Below are 16,345 nucleotides of genomic sequence, written 5' to 3' on the forward strand. Positions count from 1 at the left end.
CTCTTTTCATGGCGCGTTACTTTTCCCGCTCGCTGCTGGCCATACTGTGTCAGGCCAGTCTGGGAACCAGCGTGTTGCTCGGGGCGGTAGGTGTCGTCCAGGCACAAGATATCAAGTTCAACGCGGACATCTTGGACCTCAAGGACCGGGGCAATATCGATTTAAGTCAATTTACCCAGAAGGGATTCATCCTGCCGGGCACCTATGAGCTGGCCATCAAGTTAAACAACCAGACGTTGCCGGTACGCCCAGTGGTGTTTCTGGCACCGGACGACGACCCAAAAGACAGCAAAGCCTGTTTGCCCCCGGAACTGGTGGAGCAACTGGGGTTGACCGATACCGCCCTGAAAGGATTGACCTGGTGGCACGAGGGCCAGTGTCTGGACGTAGCAAGCCTGAAGGGGATGGAGGTGCGGGGGGATTTAAATACCAATACCCTGACCCTCAATATTCCACAGGCCTACCTGGAGTACAGCAGTGCCAACTGGGACCCGCCGTCGCGTTGGGAAGAGGGGATCCCTGGCATTTTGCTGGACTACAACGTTAATGCGCAGACTCAGCGCCAAAACAGCAATGACAACAGACAAAACAATACCATGTCGGGTAACGGGGTGGTCGGAGCCAACATGGGCTCATGGCGGCTGCGGGCAAGTTGGCAAACTCGGATCAGTCACCAGACGGGTTCGGGCAAGCCGAGTGAACGGTTTTTCGACTGGACTCAGTACACCGCACACCGGGCGATTGTGCCGCTGCGTGCCAAACTGACGCTGGGGGAAGATTTCCTCAACTCCGATATCTTTGACAGCTTCCGCTTTACCGGCGGTAGTCTGGTCTCGGACGACAACATGCTGCCACCGAACCTGCGCGGCTATGCCCCGGAGGTGAGTGGGGTGGCGCGGAGCAACGCCAAGGTGCTTATCAGCCAGCAGGGGCGGGTTATCAAGGAGGTGCTGGTTGCCGCCGGGCCATTCCGTATCCAGGATCTGGACAGCGCAGTCTCCGGGGCGCTGGACGTGCGAGTAGAAGAAGCCGATGGCAGCGTACAGCGCTTTCAGGTGGACACCGCCACCATTCCATACCTGACCCGTCCCGGGCAGCTTCGTTTTAAACTGGCGACGGGACGTCCTTCCGACTGGAAGCACCAGGTCAACGGGCCGGTGTTTGCCACCGGAGAGTTCTCTTGGGGGGTGAGCAACGGTTGGTCGTTGTACGGTGGTGGGTTGGGTAGCGATAACTACGGCGCACTGTCAGTGGGACTCGGACGAGACCTGATGGCCTTTGGGGCATTGTCGGCCGACGTGACGCAGTCGCGGGCACGCTTGCCGCAACAGGGAACGTTGAAGGGGGGCTCTTATCGGCTGAGTTATTCGAAACGCTTTGAACAGACCGGCAGCCAGGTAACTTTCGCGGGTTATCGCTTCTCCGACAACCGTTTTATGTCGATGGCGGATTACCTGAGTGCGAAGGATGACCAGACCGGAGTTGCCCCGAGGCGAGGCAAGGAGATGTACACCCTCTCCTTAAACCAGCAGTTTGCGTCATTGGGGTTAAGCGCGCACCTGAGTTACAACCACCAAACCTACTGGAATCAGGATCCGACGGATCGTTACAACCTGTCGCTGGCACGTTACTTCGATATTGGGCGTTTTCGTAACGTCAGCCTGTCGCTGACGGCCTACCGTAACAACTTCAACAACTCCAAGGATGACGGCATGTACCTGTCGTTGTCGATGCCGTGGGGCAATTCGGGGTCGGTGAGCTATAGCGGCTCTTATACCTCAGGCACCAACAGTCATGCGGTCAGCTACTTTAACCGAGTGGGTGACGCGGACAGTTATCAACTGCGGGCCGGGATGACGGGCAATTATGCCGACCTGAGCGGTTATTACTCGCATCGCGGTTCACTGGCCCAGATTGATGGCTCGGCCAGCGTGCTTGGTGGGCAGTACAGCTCAGTGGGCCTGTCAATGTCAGGGGGGGCAACCCTGACGCCGCAGGGGGGAGCATTGCACCGTAACGGGATATTGGGCGGGACGCGGATGCTGATCGACACCGACGGCGTGGCCGGGGTGCCTGTGGGCGGCTATGGCAGTTCAGTCTACTCCAACCTGTTCGGCAAGGCCGTGGTGGCAGATGTGAGCAGCTATTACCGCAACAGCGTGCGTATTGACGTCGACAAACTGGCGGATAACGCCCAGGCCACCAACTCGGTGATGCAGGGTACGCTGACCGAAGGGGCGATTGGTTACCGTCACTTTGAGGTGGTAGAGGGTTATAAGGCGATTGCGGTTCTCCGTCTGGCCGACGGCTCGGTACCGCCGTTCGGTGCCACGGTACTGAACGCGAAGCGGCAGGAGGTGGGCATGGTAAACGATGCTGGGAATGCCTACCTCAGCGGTCTTAAGGGAGGCGAAAACCTGAGTGTGCACTGGAACAACCAGGAACAGTGCCGGGTGACGCTGCCGCCAGAGATCCCCCGGAACATGGGGAGTACCTTGCTGCTGCTTTGTGTGAAAGGGTAACAGCGCGGCAAACAACAGAGTGAACACGATGGGGCCTTTTGTCAGGGGCACCAACACATGACAGGCAGCGGGCCGTTGAGGTCCCGCGTCCCAAAGAAAGAGAACAAGGTAATGACACAGGTAATGACCCTAAAACATATTTTTTTGATGAGCCTGCTGGCGAGCGTCACGGTGAGCACGGTGTTGCCGTCGGCCCAGGCGGCTATTTCGCTGGACCGGACCCGGGTGGTTTTTCCGGGTAACGAGAAATCGGTGAGCCTGACGGTACGCAACCAGAACCCCGAGCTGCCGTATCTGGCGCAGGGGTGGCTGGAGGATGTACAGGGCACCAAGCTGGAGGGGAACAGCGCGTTTACCGTGCTGCCGCCGGTACAACGGGTGGAGCCGCAGGGACAGACCCAGTTGAAAATCCAGGCAATGCCAGGGGCCAATCTGTTGCCGCAGGACCGGGAGTCTTTGTTCTACTTCAATCTGCGGGAAATTCCTCCACAGAGTGATAAGCAAAACGTGCTGCAAATAGCGCTGCAGACACGCGTTAAGTTGTTCTACCGCCCGGCGGCGTTGGCGGAGGCGGCAGCGAAGCAGCAGGCTATCCCGTTTCAGGAGCAATTGACGCTGACGAAATCGGGTGACAGCTACAGAGTGAATAATCCCACCCCCTACTTCGTGACGCTGATTGGGGCGAGTGCGAAGAAGGATGGTGAGGTGGTGAAGGGGTTTGAACCGCTGATGGTGCCGCCGAAAGGCAGTATCCAACTGGGTGGCAGTGCGGTTGCACTGGGCGCCACACCGGCACTAGTGTACGTGAACGACTACGGAGGACAAATGGCATTGATCTTCCGCTGTGGTGGTGCGACTTGTCAGGTGGACGAGCGTCAGCGTGGCAAGTGATCCCTTGATGGAGCAGGGGCCAACCCTAACGGAAGCACGAGGGGCAATCATGGAAACGAGAAAACAGTCCGGCAATAAAGTGCGCCAGTCCGCGATGATTGGTGCGGTACTGATAGCCCTGCTTCCCACGATGGTGCAGGCGGGCAACGTACTGACGGTCAACATCACGGGCACGGTACTTGCTGGTCCGGCCTGTAATGTGGTTGGCAACGTCAACAACCAGATTGAGGTGGATTTTGGCAATAACCTGCAGACCACCCTTATTAACGGCAGCAACTATGCCACACCCGTCTCTTTTACGATGTCCTGTACCGGAAACCCGTCTACCTTACGCTTACGGTTTGTGCGTACGGGGGGCGGTAACTCCTTTGACAGTAACGTGTTGGCGACCAATTTCCCGGATCTGGGGATAAAGTTGCTGCGGCCGGACAATAGTGCATTGAACCTAGGGGCGTGGTTTACCTTTGCGTATTCCGCTACGCCGCCGGCCATCAAGGCGGTGCCGGTGAAACGGCCAGGAGCGACATTGCCGGGAGGATTTTTTGGTGCCTCTGCAACGTTGGAGATGGAGGTTTTATGACAGCGGCAAGAGAAAACCCGAAACGAGGGGGGAACCGTGTGGCTTTACCTGTCCTGTTGTATTTGAGCATACAGGGTATCACGGTACCGGCATTGGCCATTGATAGCTACTTCTATGGCACGTTGGTGGTACCGCCTCCTTGTGAACTCAATAGCAACGCGGCCATCGCGGTGAGTTTCGGTAATGAGTTGCTGACCGGGCGGGTGAACGGAAGCAATTACGAGCAGCCCATCACCTATACGCTGGACTGTACCGGTGCATCGAGCAATGCTCTGAAACTGCAATTTAAGGGAACGGGGGCAGGTTTTGACACCACGGTGCTCACGACGAGTAAAGCGGCTTTGGGCCTGGAGCTGCGCAGTAACGGTGCCAAATTGCCGATGAACACCTGGTTCGACTTTACCTATCCCGCGCGTCCAGTTCTGACGGTGGTACCGGTGAAGGCTACGGGCAGCACCTTGAGTGGAGGCCCGTTTACGGCGGCGTCCACACTGTTGGTGGATTACCAGTGAGGGGTGAACAATGAGTGTCAAGACGGTTTCCCTGGCGATGGGGTTGAGTCTGATCGGAACCCTGATGGGCGGTGCCCTGGCGGTCCCAGTGGATTTTAGCGGGACGTTAGTGGAGGCGCTGCCGTGCAGCATCAACAACGGTAAGTTGATTGAAGTGGACTTTGGTAATGGGGTGATTATCCGCAACATTGACGGGGTACGTTACAGCGAGCCTATTACCTACCAGATAGCGTGTAGTGTGCCAGGTACCGTGCGTTTGAGCGTCAACGGTACGCAGACGCTTTTCAATGGTGCGGCCATCCAGACCGATGTGCCCGGCTTGGGTATTCTCCTGAAGCAGGAGGGACAGGGATTTACCCTAAATACCCCGATAACGGTTAACCTGAGTAATCCGCCAGTGCTGACGGCGGTCCCGGTCTCTGACCCGGCGCAACCGCCGAGCCCGGGGGCGTTTACGGCCAAGGCAACGCTGCTTGCCGAGTACCAATAGGAGAGTGACGATGAAGCAATGGCACGAAGTCTGGCGGCCACAACTGCTCTTGGCGGTCCTGCTAGTGAGTTCTGCCGCGCAGGCGGCGGATAACCTAGCGTTCAAGGGGGCGCTGGTGAACGCGCCCTGTACGTTACGGTCGGGTGACGAGGCGCAGTCACTGGATTTTGGCTCGGTGATAGACAAGTACCTGTACAGCGACACACGGACGCCCAGCCGGCCGTTTACGCTGCACCTGGACGACTGTGACACGTCGGTGATGACCGGAGTGAAGCTGACATTTACAGGCACCGAGAGCGCGGAGTTGCCAGGATTGCTGGCGCTGGATGCGGCCAGTGCGGCGAGTGGTGTGGCGATAGGGATGGAGACGGCCGGTGGGCAGGCATTGCCGCTCAATGTTCAGGGCAGTTCGACCCCGCTGACGCCGGGCAACATGGTGATAGCCTTGAAGGCGTATGTGCGTGCAGAGCCTGCAGCGCAGGCGAGCCGGAGTATTGTGCGCGGTCCGTTTACGGCGACGGCGACGTTTGCACTGGAGTACCAATAAGAATACCGGAGCTGGGAAGCCGTCACCGATGGATGCTTCAGATAACGGCCGGGGTATTTCACGCTGTGCCAGGTGCCACGAGTCTTTTTGACAAAGTGCATTTTCCATGCTCGACGATATTGCGCATGGTGATTATGGGATGAATGGTTTTTGCACGTGGCTGCAACAATAAATATTTAATAGGTGTAACAAAGAATGCGTTCCTTACTTATCATGCTGACCTTTTTATTAGTGAATATGGCTTACGCAGCGCCTTACGTCACTCGATTTACCATGGAGACGATCTCATATGCGAGTAATACAAGTCGTGTAAACGCAGAGATAGGCGATCTACCTCTAACGTTTGCTTCACCGGTTGATTGGGGGAGGGTGGGAGATCCTGCATATTATGGACCGGTTTTCTGTATGACCGGTCTAAATGGATGCCAAGCTTATGGTATCCATTCAGTTATAGGAACATATGGAGATACTTGGGAACAACTCGGACAAAAATGGATTGCTAAATTTGGTGCATCGACGATAAGTATGCAAGTGAGCCAACTGGCCAGCAAAAACTTTTTCTTCTGTATGGCTGTGACAAACCAGAGTCACTTCAATTGGGGTAGTAATAGCGCATGGCAAGACATCCAGCCATCATCATGTGTTATTGCCTCGTTATCACCCGCTCAGTGTTCGATCGATGCCACGGCGAATATCAACTATGGCCCGATCAACATCGATCAGATTAATGGTCTTACAAAAACGGCATCAGTAAGCATATCTTGTGATCGAGCAGTTCTTGTCAGTTTGGAGAGTCTTACACCAACAGTAGATTTAGGACACGGTGTTAAATCCAAAATAACAATAGATGGGCAGTCTACCCCACCGGCTATGTCTATAAATAATACAAAAGTTGTCAACGTGGAATCGACGCTATCCTCTACAAACCCAACGGCAGGTTTCATCAGTGGTAACGCGATTATTATTATGTCATTGGAGTGAAATACGTCCTCTTTGACGTATAGGAAATTAAAACTGTAGTGGTCAACTAAAATTAGCCACTGTATTAGGTTGTGTCCTCAATTGCACGCGAGCGCCACTGGTGGTCATTTGCGCGCAGAGCAAGGCGTGAGCCGTGAGGTTTGGTGGCCCCAATAAGCGGCGAACAACGCAGCAATGCACGCAAATGGCCCCAGCCCGAAGGGTCGCGCCCCAAAAGCCCGTTCGAAGTAAAGTCGGGTTTGAACAGAGGGCTACTCTGCCCTTCCCCCTCCGCCTTGATAACGGGCTTTTGGGTCTGCGACGGCACCACGGGCAATTAAGGGACACAGCCTAGTGTCCTACTTCAATGTTGCGACAAATTGACAATAATCGTTCTCGTTACAAGCGTGTAATTAGCATGTTCGGCCGCTATGGAATGGAGCGATAGGATTTTGTCACTGACATTATCCCTGACGCCAACGCTGGGTTTTCTCCAGTAGGGTGCGGCTGAGGCCAAGCTGAATGAGTTTGACGCTGGCGGCGGCTAGCAATATCAGCGTAGCCATGGCGGCAGCGGCAGCGGTATCTCCAGAATCTTCCATATTAAGCACCGCGATCGAAGCCAGTACGCTGTCGCTGGAGTAGAGGAATATCACCGCTGATGTTGTGGTCATGGCATTGACGAACAAATAGATAAAGATCTCCAGTAAAACGGGCAGTGATGCTGGCAAAGTGATATGCCAGAACATCTTGAACTGCGAAATTCGGAGGGACATGGCAACCAGTTCCAGCTCTTTGGGCAATTGTTTCAGACTGGTCAGCGCTGTCATGTGGCCTACCGTGTAGTAGTGGATTACGCAAGACAGCACCATCAGGGGCAAGGTTCCGTACAGGCCGCCAAGCAGGCTGTCGGCACGGTTGAAAAAGAAGATGTAACCCAGACCCAGCACAATGCCTGGTACCGCCAGCGAGAGCATGGCAAGCAGGTGTATCAGTTGACGCAACAGAGCGAAGTTGCGCCCTTTTTCTTGCACCCAAGCGATGATCATGATGATCACCGTACCGCTGATGGCGGTAAACGCACCTAGCTTGAGCGTGTTGGTAAAGGGTTGCCAGCCGTAAACGCTGTTACTGTCAAAAGCATAATGTTCTAGCGTCAGGGTGAGTTTGTAAGGCCAGAATTGCACCAGCGAGCCGTAGATAGCCATCCCAACCAGCGCCAGAAATAACAGAGCCCACAGGCTACACCACAGCAGAGCCAGCAGATCCCGCAGCCGATGCGGAGTCGGTTGATAGGGGATCGCTCGGCTATTGCTCTGTTCCTGCATCTTACTGCGTACCCGGTGCTCCAGGGCAAAACTGAGTAGTGCCGGCAGTAACAGGAGCACGCTGGTCACCGCCCCTAGAGAGAAGTTTTGCATCCCGACCACTTGGATATAGATATCCGTAGCCAGCACGCTGTATTGCCCCCCGATCACCTTGGCTACGCCAAAATCGCAAATCGTAAGGGTGAAGACGGCAATCGCTGCGCTGAGCAGGCCATAGCGGGCGGCTGGCAACGTCACGGTGATAAAGGTGCGCCAGGCGGGGCTACCGAGCACTCTGGCTGCCTCATAGAGACGGGTATCGCTGTGGCTGAGGGCGGTGATCAGGATCATCAGGGCGTGGGGAAAACACCAAAAGCCGAGACCGAGAACGATACCAATAGGGCCATAGATGCTCTGGTCACCTAATAACCCTTTGGCGATCCCCTGGTTACCAAACCAGTAAACCAAGCTGATGGCAGGCAACAGCGAGGGCATCAGCAGAGGAACCAGAGCGATTAATCGAAACAGGGATTTACCTGGCATCCGTGTGCGGGTGAGGGCATAGGCATAACCAAAGGCAATCGTAGTCACTAATAGCGTGATCAGAAAACCAAGCCAAAGCGTATTGCCGATGGTGCGCCCCAGTGAGGGGGTGGAGAGGTAATCGCGGAAGTTGGCGAGGCCAATCCACGTACCATCACTGTCCTGTAGGCTTTTTTGCAGCATATAGAGCACCGGGAACAACAGTCCGCCAGCGAATAACGCCATCCCCAGCAGTAGCAGGGCCAACTGGATGCCCTTATCCAGACTCCAGCCGCTGCACAGCCGCTGCCCGAGTGAATAACGCGGTAACGTTGTCAGGGGAGAATGTGTCATGCGGCTTCCCCATAGAACAGTTGCATAGCTTGAGTTGGCCAGTGCAGGGAGCAGCTCATACCGCTGCGCCACTCGTGGCCTTCATCGTTGGAGAGCTCTACCAGCAACCGCTGTGTGCCCATCAGTGTCTCTGCTTGGCAAATCAGGCGCTGGGCGGCTCCGAGAAACTCTACCTGTTCGATCTTTGCCCGTAACCCCGGTTGCTCTGGGGGAGCAAGGCTGATCGCTTCGGGCCGGATCGCTACCTGCAGGGTGCTGCCGGTGGCGGCATGATTGGCCAGCGGCAACGGATGTTCGTTAATGCTTACCTGGTTGGCATTTAGCACCAAGGTATCGAGAAAATTCATATTACCGACAAAACTGGCGACAAAGCGGCTTGCCGGATGGTGGTAGATCTCCTGTGGCGTGCCAACCTGCACGATAGTGCCGTGCTTCATGACTACGATGCGGTCAGCCATAGTGAGTGCCTCCTCTTGGTCGTGGGTCACCATAATGGTGGTGATCCCCAACTGCTGTTGCAGGGCGCGGATCTCACTACGCAAGTGGTTGCGCACCAGTGCATCAAGAGCACTCAGGGGTTCATCGAGCAGCAGTAATCCAGGAGATAGGGCCAATGCTCTGGCCAGAGCAACGCGCTGCTGTTGGCCACCAGAGATCTGGCTCGGGTATTTGTGAGCTTGTGCAGTAAGGCCGATCAAATTTAACCAATGGCCGACTCGCTCCCCGAGCGTCTTATTGTCTATTCCCTGATTTTGCAGACCGAAAGCAATGTTCTCTGCTACCGTCAGATTGGGGAACAGCGCATAGGATTGGAATACGATACCAAAATCCCGATGCTGTGGTGGGAGCAGTGAAATGTCTCGCCCCCCTTGCCAGATTTGACCACTTTCTGGCAGCTCAAGCCCGGCAATGGCTCGTAGTAAGGTGGTTTTGCCACACCCTGAAGGGCCAAGAAAACAGACAAACTCCCCTTGGTCGATCGTCAGAGAGATATCCTTGAGAGCCTGAAAGGTCCCGAAGTGTTTATTAAGGTGTTTGATATCCAGATATGGCTGGGTCATAGTCAGACTCGTTATTTTTTTGGTATATACCAATATGTTTTTTAAACATGAAAAAGAAATGAATGCAAAATGACGGTTTGGTTAAGCTGCATCAGCAGAGTTGAAGCGGAAAGCAAAGGCTGATAATGCTCAGCCTTTGCAATAGAGAGGTAATTTACTGTTTAACTTCGGATTTACCATCGAAGTTGCTGGCCCAACGGATCAGGATGTTGTTGCGCTCACGGGCGGCCCAGGAAAAATCATTTTTGATCATCTGACTGTTGATATCGGTCGGATAGCCTGCACGGGATTTTGCTACCTGTGGGATAGCGACGACAGCAAATGACTTATTATATAGCGCGTTGGCCTGTTCAGTTGCGGCAAAATCAAGCAATTGTTGCGCGGCGTCCAGCTTGGTGGTGCCATTGATAATCGCGGCGGCCTCCATATCCCAGCCCGAGCCTTCGCTTGGGAATATTACTTCGATAGGGGCACCCTTGGCCTTAAGGTTGGTGGCGGGGAAATCAAACGAAATACCGATCACAGTTTCGCCGCTAGCGGCCAGTTTGCAGGGGGCCGACCCCGAATGGGTATAACGATCGATATTTTGGTGCAACTCGTTCATAAACTGCCAGCCTTGCTGTTCGCCCATGGTCTGTAACCAGCCAGCGACGCTCAGGAATCCGGTGCCAGAGGAATTGGGGTTTGGCATGATCACTTTACCTCTGTAGATCGGCTTGGTCAGGTCAGCCCAACGGGTGGGGACCGGGATCCCCTGTTTTTCAGCTTCTACTTTGTTAAAGCAAATAGCACTGAAAAAGGCATCCAGCCCAATCCAGTGGGGCTGTGCCCTGCTGTCACGAAAACGGTTATCGAGTTTATCCAGCCCTTTAGGAGCATAGCCCGCCAGCATCTTTTGCTGATCCAACTGCATCAGGCTGGTTGCAGCCAACCCCCATACGACATCGGCTTTGGGCCGATTTTTTTCTGCCAGCAAACGAGCAGTGATCACACCGGTCGAATCTCTCACCCACTTGATGTTGATATCTGGGTGCTGGCGTTCGAAGACGTTTTTCAATTCGGCAAGTTGCTCGGGTTCGAAAGCGGTATAAACGGTCAGATCCGTGTTGGCCAGTGTGGGCGCTGTGGTGGCCAGCATGGCTGCGATTAGCAAAGGGGTTCCCAGTTTCATTTTTTCTCCAGTGGAATTGGTATAAACCAGATTTTACTGGAGAAAGGCTAGGGGATTATCGTGACAACTCTGTGACAAAATTATGACAGCTTGATGAGCTCAATCCTGAGTGTCCACATCGATTTCAAGGCTGTCGTGACGCCAGTATTCGAGATCGAAGTCGAGTACTTGGCCATGTTGGTCGAAGTTGAGACGTTCAAGACGCAGTGCAGGAAGGCCCGCAGTGGCTCGCAACTGGTGAGCAACCTCATCCGGTAGCGCGGTGGGATAAAAGGTGACCTGCATGCGCGCGTAATGGATGCCGTAATGGCTCTGGTAAAGTTCGGTCAGGCTGCCATTGAGGTCGAGATCGAGCAGGCCGGGAACGCGTTCCGGCAGGCAGTAGTTTTCGCAATAACAGATCGCCCGGTCATTGGCAAAACGCAGCCGTTTGAGCAGGAATATGCTATCAAAAGGTTTGAGTGAAAGTCGTGGCAGCAGTAGAGGAGGAACGGCGATCCGGCTCTTTTCCAATAGCTCGGTGTGTGGCTCGCCACCCTGATCACGCACTATCTGATGAAAGTTGGAGGTATGTCGCGGATTAAGCCGAAAACGCGGGGGAGTGACGAACCAGCCACGGCGGTCTTCCCGATAAATCAGGCCGTTAGCTTCTAACTGAACCAGGGCTTCTCGGATAGTGACTCGGGTAGTGCCATAGAGTTCGCCCAGCAAACGCTCTGAGGGGAGCTTGTCATTGGCGGACAAACCGCCAGCCTGGATCTGGGTTATGAGAGCATCCTTGATTTGCAGGTATTGTGGTTTGATCATAGTGATCCTCTATTTTGGTAAAGACCAACAACGGCAGGCACGGTGAAAGAGACAGATTACCCGATCATTGGGTGGGTATATGAATCTTTTGTTGCACGGTGGGTACACCCTTTGACCTTAGGCAGCAATTTACTCACAATAATGGCATTCTGGTATATACCAAAAAGAGAGCTATTATGACCCACATTCCTGCCGCATCTGCTTGTGTTGATTATCTGTTGTTGACTCCAGGACCTCTGTCGACCACGGCTTCCGTGCGTGCCGCCATGTTGCAAGACAGCTGTACCTGGGATACTGACTATAACCTTGGCGTGGTGGAACCTATTCGCCGTGAACTGGTGCGCCTTGCGACAGCCGAGCAATTTACCGCTGACTACAGCGCTGTATTGCTACAAGGGAGCGGCAGCTATGTGGTGGAGAGCGTATTGGGATCGGCATTGAATGCGGGAGACTGCCTGCTGATTGTCAATAACGGCGCCTACGGTGCCCGTATGGTTGAGATGGCTCAATGTTTGGGGGTGAACCACCGGGTGCTCGATTGTGGCGAAACGGCTCGCCCGGAAATACAGGATCTGGAGGAGCTTTTAATAAGACACCCTGAAATCAGCCATCTGGCAATCGTCCACTGTGAAACCACCACCGGCATGCTCAATCCGCTGGAGGAGGTGGCCGCCTTCTGTCAATACCATGGTATTCGTCTGATCGTGGATGCGATGAGCAGTTTTGGTGGCATTCCTTTTGATATCGGGCGTCTTGGCATCGAGTTTCTTATCAGTTCAGCCAACAAGTGCATTCAGGGGGTACCGGGCTTCGGTTTCGTTATTGCCCACCGCACTGCCTTGGCGGCTTGTGCTGGTCAAGCTCGTTCAGTATCTCTCGATCTTCATGCCCAGTGGCAAACTATGGAACAACAGGGTGGCAAATGGCGTTTTACCTCCCCGACCCATACCGTACTGGCCTTTGCACAGGCTTTGCGTGAGTTGGACGAAGAGGGGGGAATTAATGCCCGCCATCAACGTTATCAGGAAAATCAGCGCACGCTGGTGGCTGGAATGCAATCTCTTGGTTTTACGCCGTTATTACCCACAGCGTGGCAATCACCTGTTATCACCGCCTTCTACTCCCCATCCGATCCAGATTACCGCTTTGCCGAGTTTTATCAGCGCCTCAAGGCACTGGGATTTGTCATCTATCCCGGCAAAGTTTCACAGGCAGAGTGTTTTCGCATCGGTAATATCGGCAATGTTACACCGCAGCAAATCCGCCAGTTGCTGGCCGCTATGGAGCAGGCCTGCTACTGGCTGGAAGGTAGCCGATAAGGCAACCCGCAATGCTCCCCGGCGATGGGTTGGCACATCAACCAAAACCTGGCAAGGGAGCGTTTGCCATCTCTATTCTTGATCTGGCATTGCGCCAGATTGAACCCACTGTTTAACAGGAGTATTTCCATGTCTAGTGTACAAGCGCTGATCCTCGATTGGGCTGGCACCGTGGTCGATTTTGGTTCGTTTGCCCCTACTTCTATCTTTGTCGAAGCATTCGCGCGCGCCTACGATTTCCCGGTTAGCCTGGATGAAGCTCGCCAGCCGATGGGGTTGGGAAAATGGGATCATATTGAAGCGTTGGGGCGTTTGCCATCGGTGGATAGCCGTTGGCAGGCTTGTTTTGGTCATCCGATGAGCAAAGAAGAAGTCGATCATATCTATCGCACCTTTATGCCGTTACAAATTGAGGCAGTTACCCGCTTTGCTACTCCTATTGAAGGCGTTTTGCCGGCGCTGGCAATGCTCCGCCAGCAGGGGATGCGTATTGGTTCTTGCTCCGGATATCCCCGTCAGGTAATGGAGGCGCTGGTGCCTGCTGCTGCAAAACTGGGTTACCAACCTGATCACTGGGTAGCGACTGATGATCTGAAAGCAGGGGGGCGCCCTGGGCCCTGGATGGCGCTTGCCAATGTCATTGAACTGGGCATTGATGCAGTACATCTCTGCATCAAGGTAGATGATGCGGTGCCGGGTATTACCGAGGGGCTTAATGCTGGCATGTGGACGGTAGGGTTGGCGGTTTCCGGCAACGAGTTTGGCGCTACCTGGGACGAATATCAGGCAATGAGTGAGCAGGAAGTCGCAGCTCGGCGAGTGCTTGCCAAGAATAAACTGCAACAGGCAGGGGCACATTATGTTATCGATACGCTCGCGGATATTCAGAGTGTGATCGCCGATATTAATGGCCGTTTAAAAAATGGAGAAAGGCCCTGAAAGACCTGTTTTTAGCAACGCCTGACGGGTTAATTCAGGCGTTTTTCCATTAAGTACATTTCGCGGAGCAATAAGCCTGAAACTAGGCTGTGTCCCTTAATTGCCCGTGGTGCCGTCGCAGACCCAAAAGCCCGTTATCAAGGCGGAGGGTGAAGGGCAGAGTGGCCCTCTGTTCAAGCCCGACAACGCAGAGAACGGGCTTTTGGGGCGCGACCCTTCGGGCTGGGGCCATTTGCGCGCATTGCGGCGTTGTTCGCCGCTTATTTGGTCCACCAAACCTCGCGGCTCACGCCTTGCCCTGTGCGCAAATGACCGCCAGCGGCGCTCGCGTGCAATTAAGGGACACAGCCTAATAGCCTGTAATATTGACCTTGCTTTAGGCAAATTCATCAGGGATTTTGCCAGTAAAATCAAAATAGGAAGAGGTCATGAGGCATATTAAGAAAGCAATAATAAACTTAACTCTGGTTGTAGCAATGAGCTTATCGCTTTTGGGGTGTGACAACGCTGATTCAGAACCCGAGAAAGCGCGCACTAAGGAATGGCCACAAGTTTCTCACGCTATGGCCGTACATGTTTATATGCCCGATTGGACCCATGGAGAATTAATTTATCGCAGCAATCCTGCCGAGGCGGAGTTTCAGCGCCTTGCCATGACAAAGAATGAAGAGGGCTGGTGGTCGGCAATGGTTAAGGCGGACAAGCTGGAGTTCGCGTTTGAGGGCGACAGCGGAATAGTTAACCTTGGTGCGACCCAGGGATGTTATTCAGGCTCTCATTACAAGTGTGAAAATGAAGGAGACCCTGCAGAAAATTTTCGTAGCAGTGCCGAGCAGGTATGGGTGAAAAATGGTCTGCTTTTTACCGCTAATCCCGCGAGTGATAACGCTGCTGAGAGTTTTACGGTGTTGAGTGTCAACCTGCACACCTACCAGGAGTTCAAGACACCGGGTGTTAAAGAGTCTGACCTGACAGACAGTCAGGCGATGGAGCGAGTGAACCAGCACGGCGTGTTGTTCGACCGAGTAGCGGCGGCGATTAATCAACTTAACCCAGATGTGGTATGCCTACAGGAGGTCGGGGAGTGGCATGGTAAGCAGAGAGACGATCTGGAAACTGTGCAATTCGGTGCGACGGACAGCAACATGGTCAGGCAGATCCTCTCCAGGCTCGACAATAAGCAGTATGATTTTGTGATGGATTGGTCCCATTTTGGCTGGGATGTCTGGATGGAAGGCTCCGCAGTACTATCCAGACACCCAATCATTAAAAAAGATTCCCGCTATATCAGCGATGTCAGTAATGGTACGCGTACTTTCTGGAAGTCACGTAATATCCCTATGGCTCAGATTGATCTTGGTTCTCGTTTAGGTCAGTTAGACGTATTTTCAATTCACGCGGGCTGGTGGAATGATGATGAAGAACCTTTCCAAGGCCAGTTCAACCGCCTCACTGCCTGGGATAAAGAACTCAAAACGCAGAATGTAAATACGCTGTTTTGTGGGGATTTTAATCAGGTTGCAGCGACGAAAGAGCAGCAATTTATTACCAATGGTACCGGGTATTCTGAGCAGTATGCCCTGGCAAACCCGGATGGCTTACTTGACCCGACCATTGGGGGAACGATAGATGGCTGGAGCGGTGACGTCGGTAAACGGATTGATTTTCTGGTGATGAATGATGACAGCCCATTTGAAGTCAGGCAGAGCCAGCGCGTGTTTACGCAGGGTGCTTTTGGGCGTGTATCCGATCATACCGGTGTCTATGCGCAGTTTGGGTTAGCGGACCGACAGCCAGAGCAGACTGAAGGCAGTGCACCATATCAACTCTATCTGGTTGGTAGCCATACAGGTAAGCAAACATATAGAGGCAATCGCTTTGAGCACTTGGAGGGTGGGAAATACCGGCTGGTGACCTTGTTGGGGGCCGCACAAGAAGACCCGCAAGCGGATTTTAAGGCTCATCGGCTGTATTTGACAGATCGTACCGGCCATTTATTCAGTTTGGGGAGCCCTCTAGCGGGAAAACGGCTCGAATTATTCACACCAGTGACGTTGGTTGAGAACAGTGATGAAGGTTTTCTGTTTGAGAGCGAACAGGCGGGGTTGTTTCAATTTGATCTCGATTATGATGCCAAGACGCTTACCGTTAGTCAGCTTGATTGAAAACCTGAATTGATCGGGTAATTTTGGGCTTAACACCGAGCCTGCCGTACCGTACGTATCTCTTGCGTGCGGTACGCTATACCCAAAATAATTCGAATTGTTCTTAGGCTGTGTCCCTTAATTGCACGCGAGCGCCGCTGGCGGTCATTTGCGTGCAGGGCAAGGCGTGAGCCGCGAGGTTTGGTGGACCAAATAAGC

General features: G+C 53.8%; 14 protein-coding genes. 10 read left to right on the top strand and 4 right to left on the bottom strand.

The features are described 5' to 3' along the window. Positions 1 to 8 precede the first annotated feature (8 nt). The 7 genes from SAQUA_RS04525 to SAQUA_RS04555 all read left to right on the top strand — a co-directional run bounded on the left by SAQUA_RS04525 (position 9) and on the right by SAQUA_RS04555 (position 6,523). Positions 9 to 2,522 (top strand): outer membrane usher protein, encoded by a 2,514-nt coding sequence (locus SAQUA_RS04525; protein WP_380676090.1) that lies wholly within the window; start codon positions 9 to 11, stop codon positions 2,520 to 2,522. A 147-nt stretch (positions 2,523 to 2,669) separates the two neighbouring features. Next, on the top strand, positions 2,670 to 3,413 hold the full coding sequence (locus SAQUA_RS04530) for a fimbria/pilus periplasmic chaperone (protein WP_380676136.1): 744 nt from the start codon (positions 2,670 to 2,672) through the stop codon (positions 3,411 to 3,413). 49 nt (positions 3,414 to 3,462) lie between these two features. Continuing rightward, positions 3,463 to 3,993 carry a fimbrial protein gene (locus SAQUA_RS04535; protein ID WP_380676088.1) on the top strand — a complete coding sequence of 177 codons (531 nt, stop codon included), beginning with the start codon at positions 3,463 to 3,465 and terminating at the stop codon, positions 3,991 to 3,993. Beyond that, positions 3,990 to 4,505, top strand: coding sequence for a fimbrial protein (locus SAQUA_RS04540; protein ID WP_380676086.1), 516 nt, complete (start codon positions 3,990 to 3,992; stop codon positions 4,503 to 4,505). The genes SAQUA_RS04535 and SAQUA_RS04540 overlap by 4 nt, the downstream gene beginning before the upstream one ends. A 10-nt stretch (positions 4,506 to 4,515) precedes the next feature. Beyond that, positions 4,516 to 4,995, top strand: a complete 480-nt coding sequence (locus tag SAQUA_RS04545; protein ID WP_380676084.1) for a fimbrial protein — start codon at positions 4,516 to 4,518, stop codon at positions 4,993 to 4,995. A gap of 10 nt (positions 4,996 to 5,005) precedes the next feature. Continuing rightward, positions 5,006 to 5,542, top strand: a complete 537-nt coding sequence (locus tag SAQUA_RS04550) for a fimbrial protein (protein ID WP_380676082.1) — start codon at positions 5,006 to 5,008, stop codon at positions 5,540 to 5,542. A 195-nt stretch (positions 5,543 to 5,737) separates the two neighbouring features. Then, positions 5,738 to 6,523 carry a hypothetical protein gene (locus SAQUA_RS04555; protein WP_380676080.1) on the top strand — a complete coding sequence of 262 codons (786 nt, stop codon included), beginning with the start codon at positions 5,738 to 5,740 and terminating at the stop codon, positions 6,521 to 6,523. 443 nt (positions 6,524 to 6,966) lie between these two features. Here the strand turns inward: SAQUA_RS04555 and SAQUA_RS04560 are convergent, their stop codons facing one another. The 4 genes from SAQUA_RS04560 to phnR form a co-directional block, all read right to left on the bottom strand. Further along, entirely contained in the window at positions 6,967 to 8,685 is a 1,719-nt protein-coding gene (locus tag SAQUA_RS04560) for a putative 2-aminoethylphosphonate ABC transporter permease subunit (RefSeq protein WP_380676079.1), read from the bottom strand. Beyond that, complete coding sequence (locus SAQUA_RS04565) at positions 8,682 to 9,746, bottom strand: putative 2-aminoethylphosphonate ABC transporter ATP-binding protein (protein WP_380676077.1); 1,065 nt, start codon at positions 9,744 to 9,746, stop codon at positions 8,682 to 8,684. The genes SAQUA_RS04560 and SAQUA_RS04565 overlap by 4 nt, the downstream gene beginning before the upstream one ends. Positions 9,747 to 9,900: 154 nt before the next feature. Next, complete coding sequence (locus SAQUA_RS04570; RefSeq protein ID WP_380676075.1) at positions 9,901 to 10,917, bottom strand: putative 2-aminoethylphosphonate ABC transporter substrate-binding protein; 1,017 nt, start codon at positions 10,915 to 10,917, stop codon at positions 9,901 to 9,903. A gap of 99 nt (positions 10,918 to 11,016) precedes the next feature. After that, the gene (gene phnR / locus SAQUA_RS04575) at positions 11,017 to 11,724 is read right to left on the bottom strand and encodes a phosphonate utilization transcriptional regulator PhnR (RefSeq protein WP_380676072.1); all 708 of its coding nucleotides are present in this window, start codon (positions 11,722 to 11,724) and stop codon (positions 11,017 to 11,019) included. A gap of 176 nt (positions 11,725 to 11,900) precedes the next feature. Here phnR and phnW point away from each other — a divergent pair, with 176 nt between their 5' ends. From phnW to SAQUA_RS04590, 3 genes are all read left to right on the top strand, one after another. Then, positions 11,901 to 13,043: a 2-aminoethylphosphonate--pyruvate transaminase gene (gene phnW / locus SAQUA_RS04580; protein ID WP_380676070.1), complete on the top strand. Its 1,143-nt coding sequence runs from the start codon at positions 11,901 to 11,903 to the stop codon at positions 13,041 to 13,043. A 129-nt stretch (positions 13,044 to 13,172) separates the two neighbouring features. Further along, a complete protein-coding gene (gene phnX / locus SAQUA_RS04585) occupies positions 13,173 to 13,982 on the top strand; it encodes a phosphonoacetaldehyde hydrolase (protein WP_380676068.1) in 810 nt (269 codons plus the stop codon). Between the two features lie 476 nt (positions 13,983 to 14,458). Continuing rightward, the gene (locus SAQUA_RS04590) at positions 14,459 to 16,147 is read left to right on the top strand and encodes an endonuclease/exonuclease/phosphatase family protein (protein WP_380676066.1); all 1,689 of its coding nucleotides are present in this window, start codon (positions 14,459 to 14,461) and stop codon (positions 16,145 to 16,147) included. The last annotated feature ends 198 nt before the right edge of the window (positions 16,148 to 16,345 follow it).

The sequence above is a fragment of the Serratia aquatilis genome (assembly GCF_044865145.1).
Lineage (GTDB): Bacteria > Pseudomonadota > Gammaproteobacteria > Enterobacterales > Enterobacteriaceae > Chania > Chania aquatilis.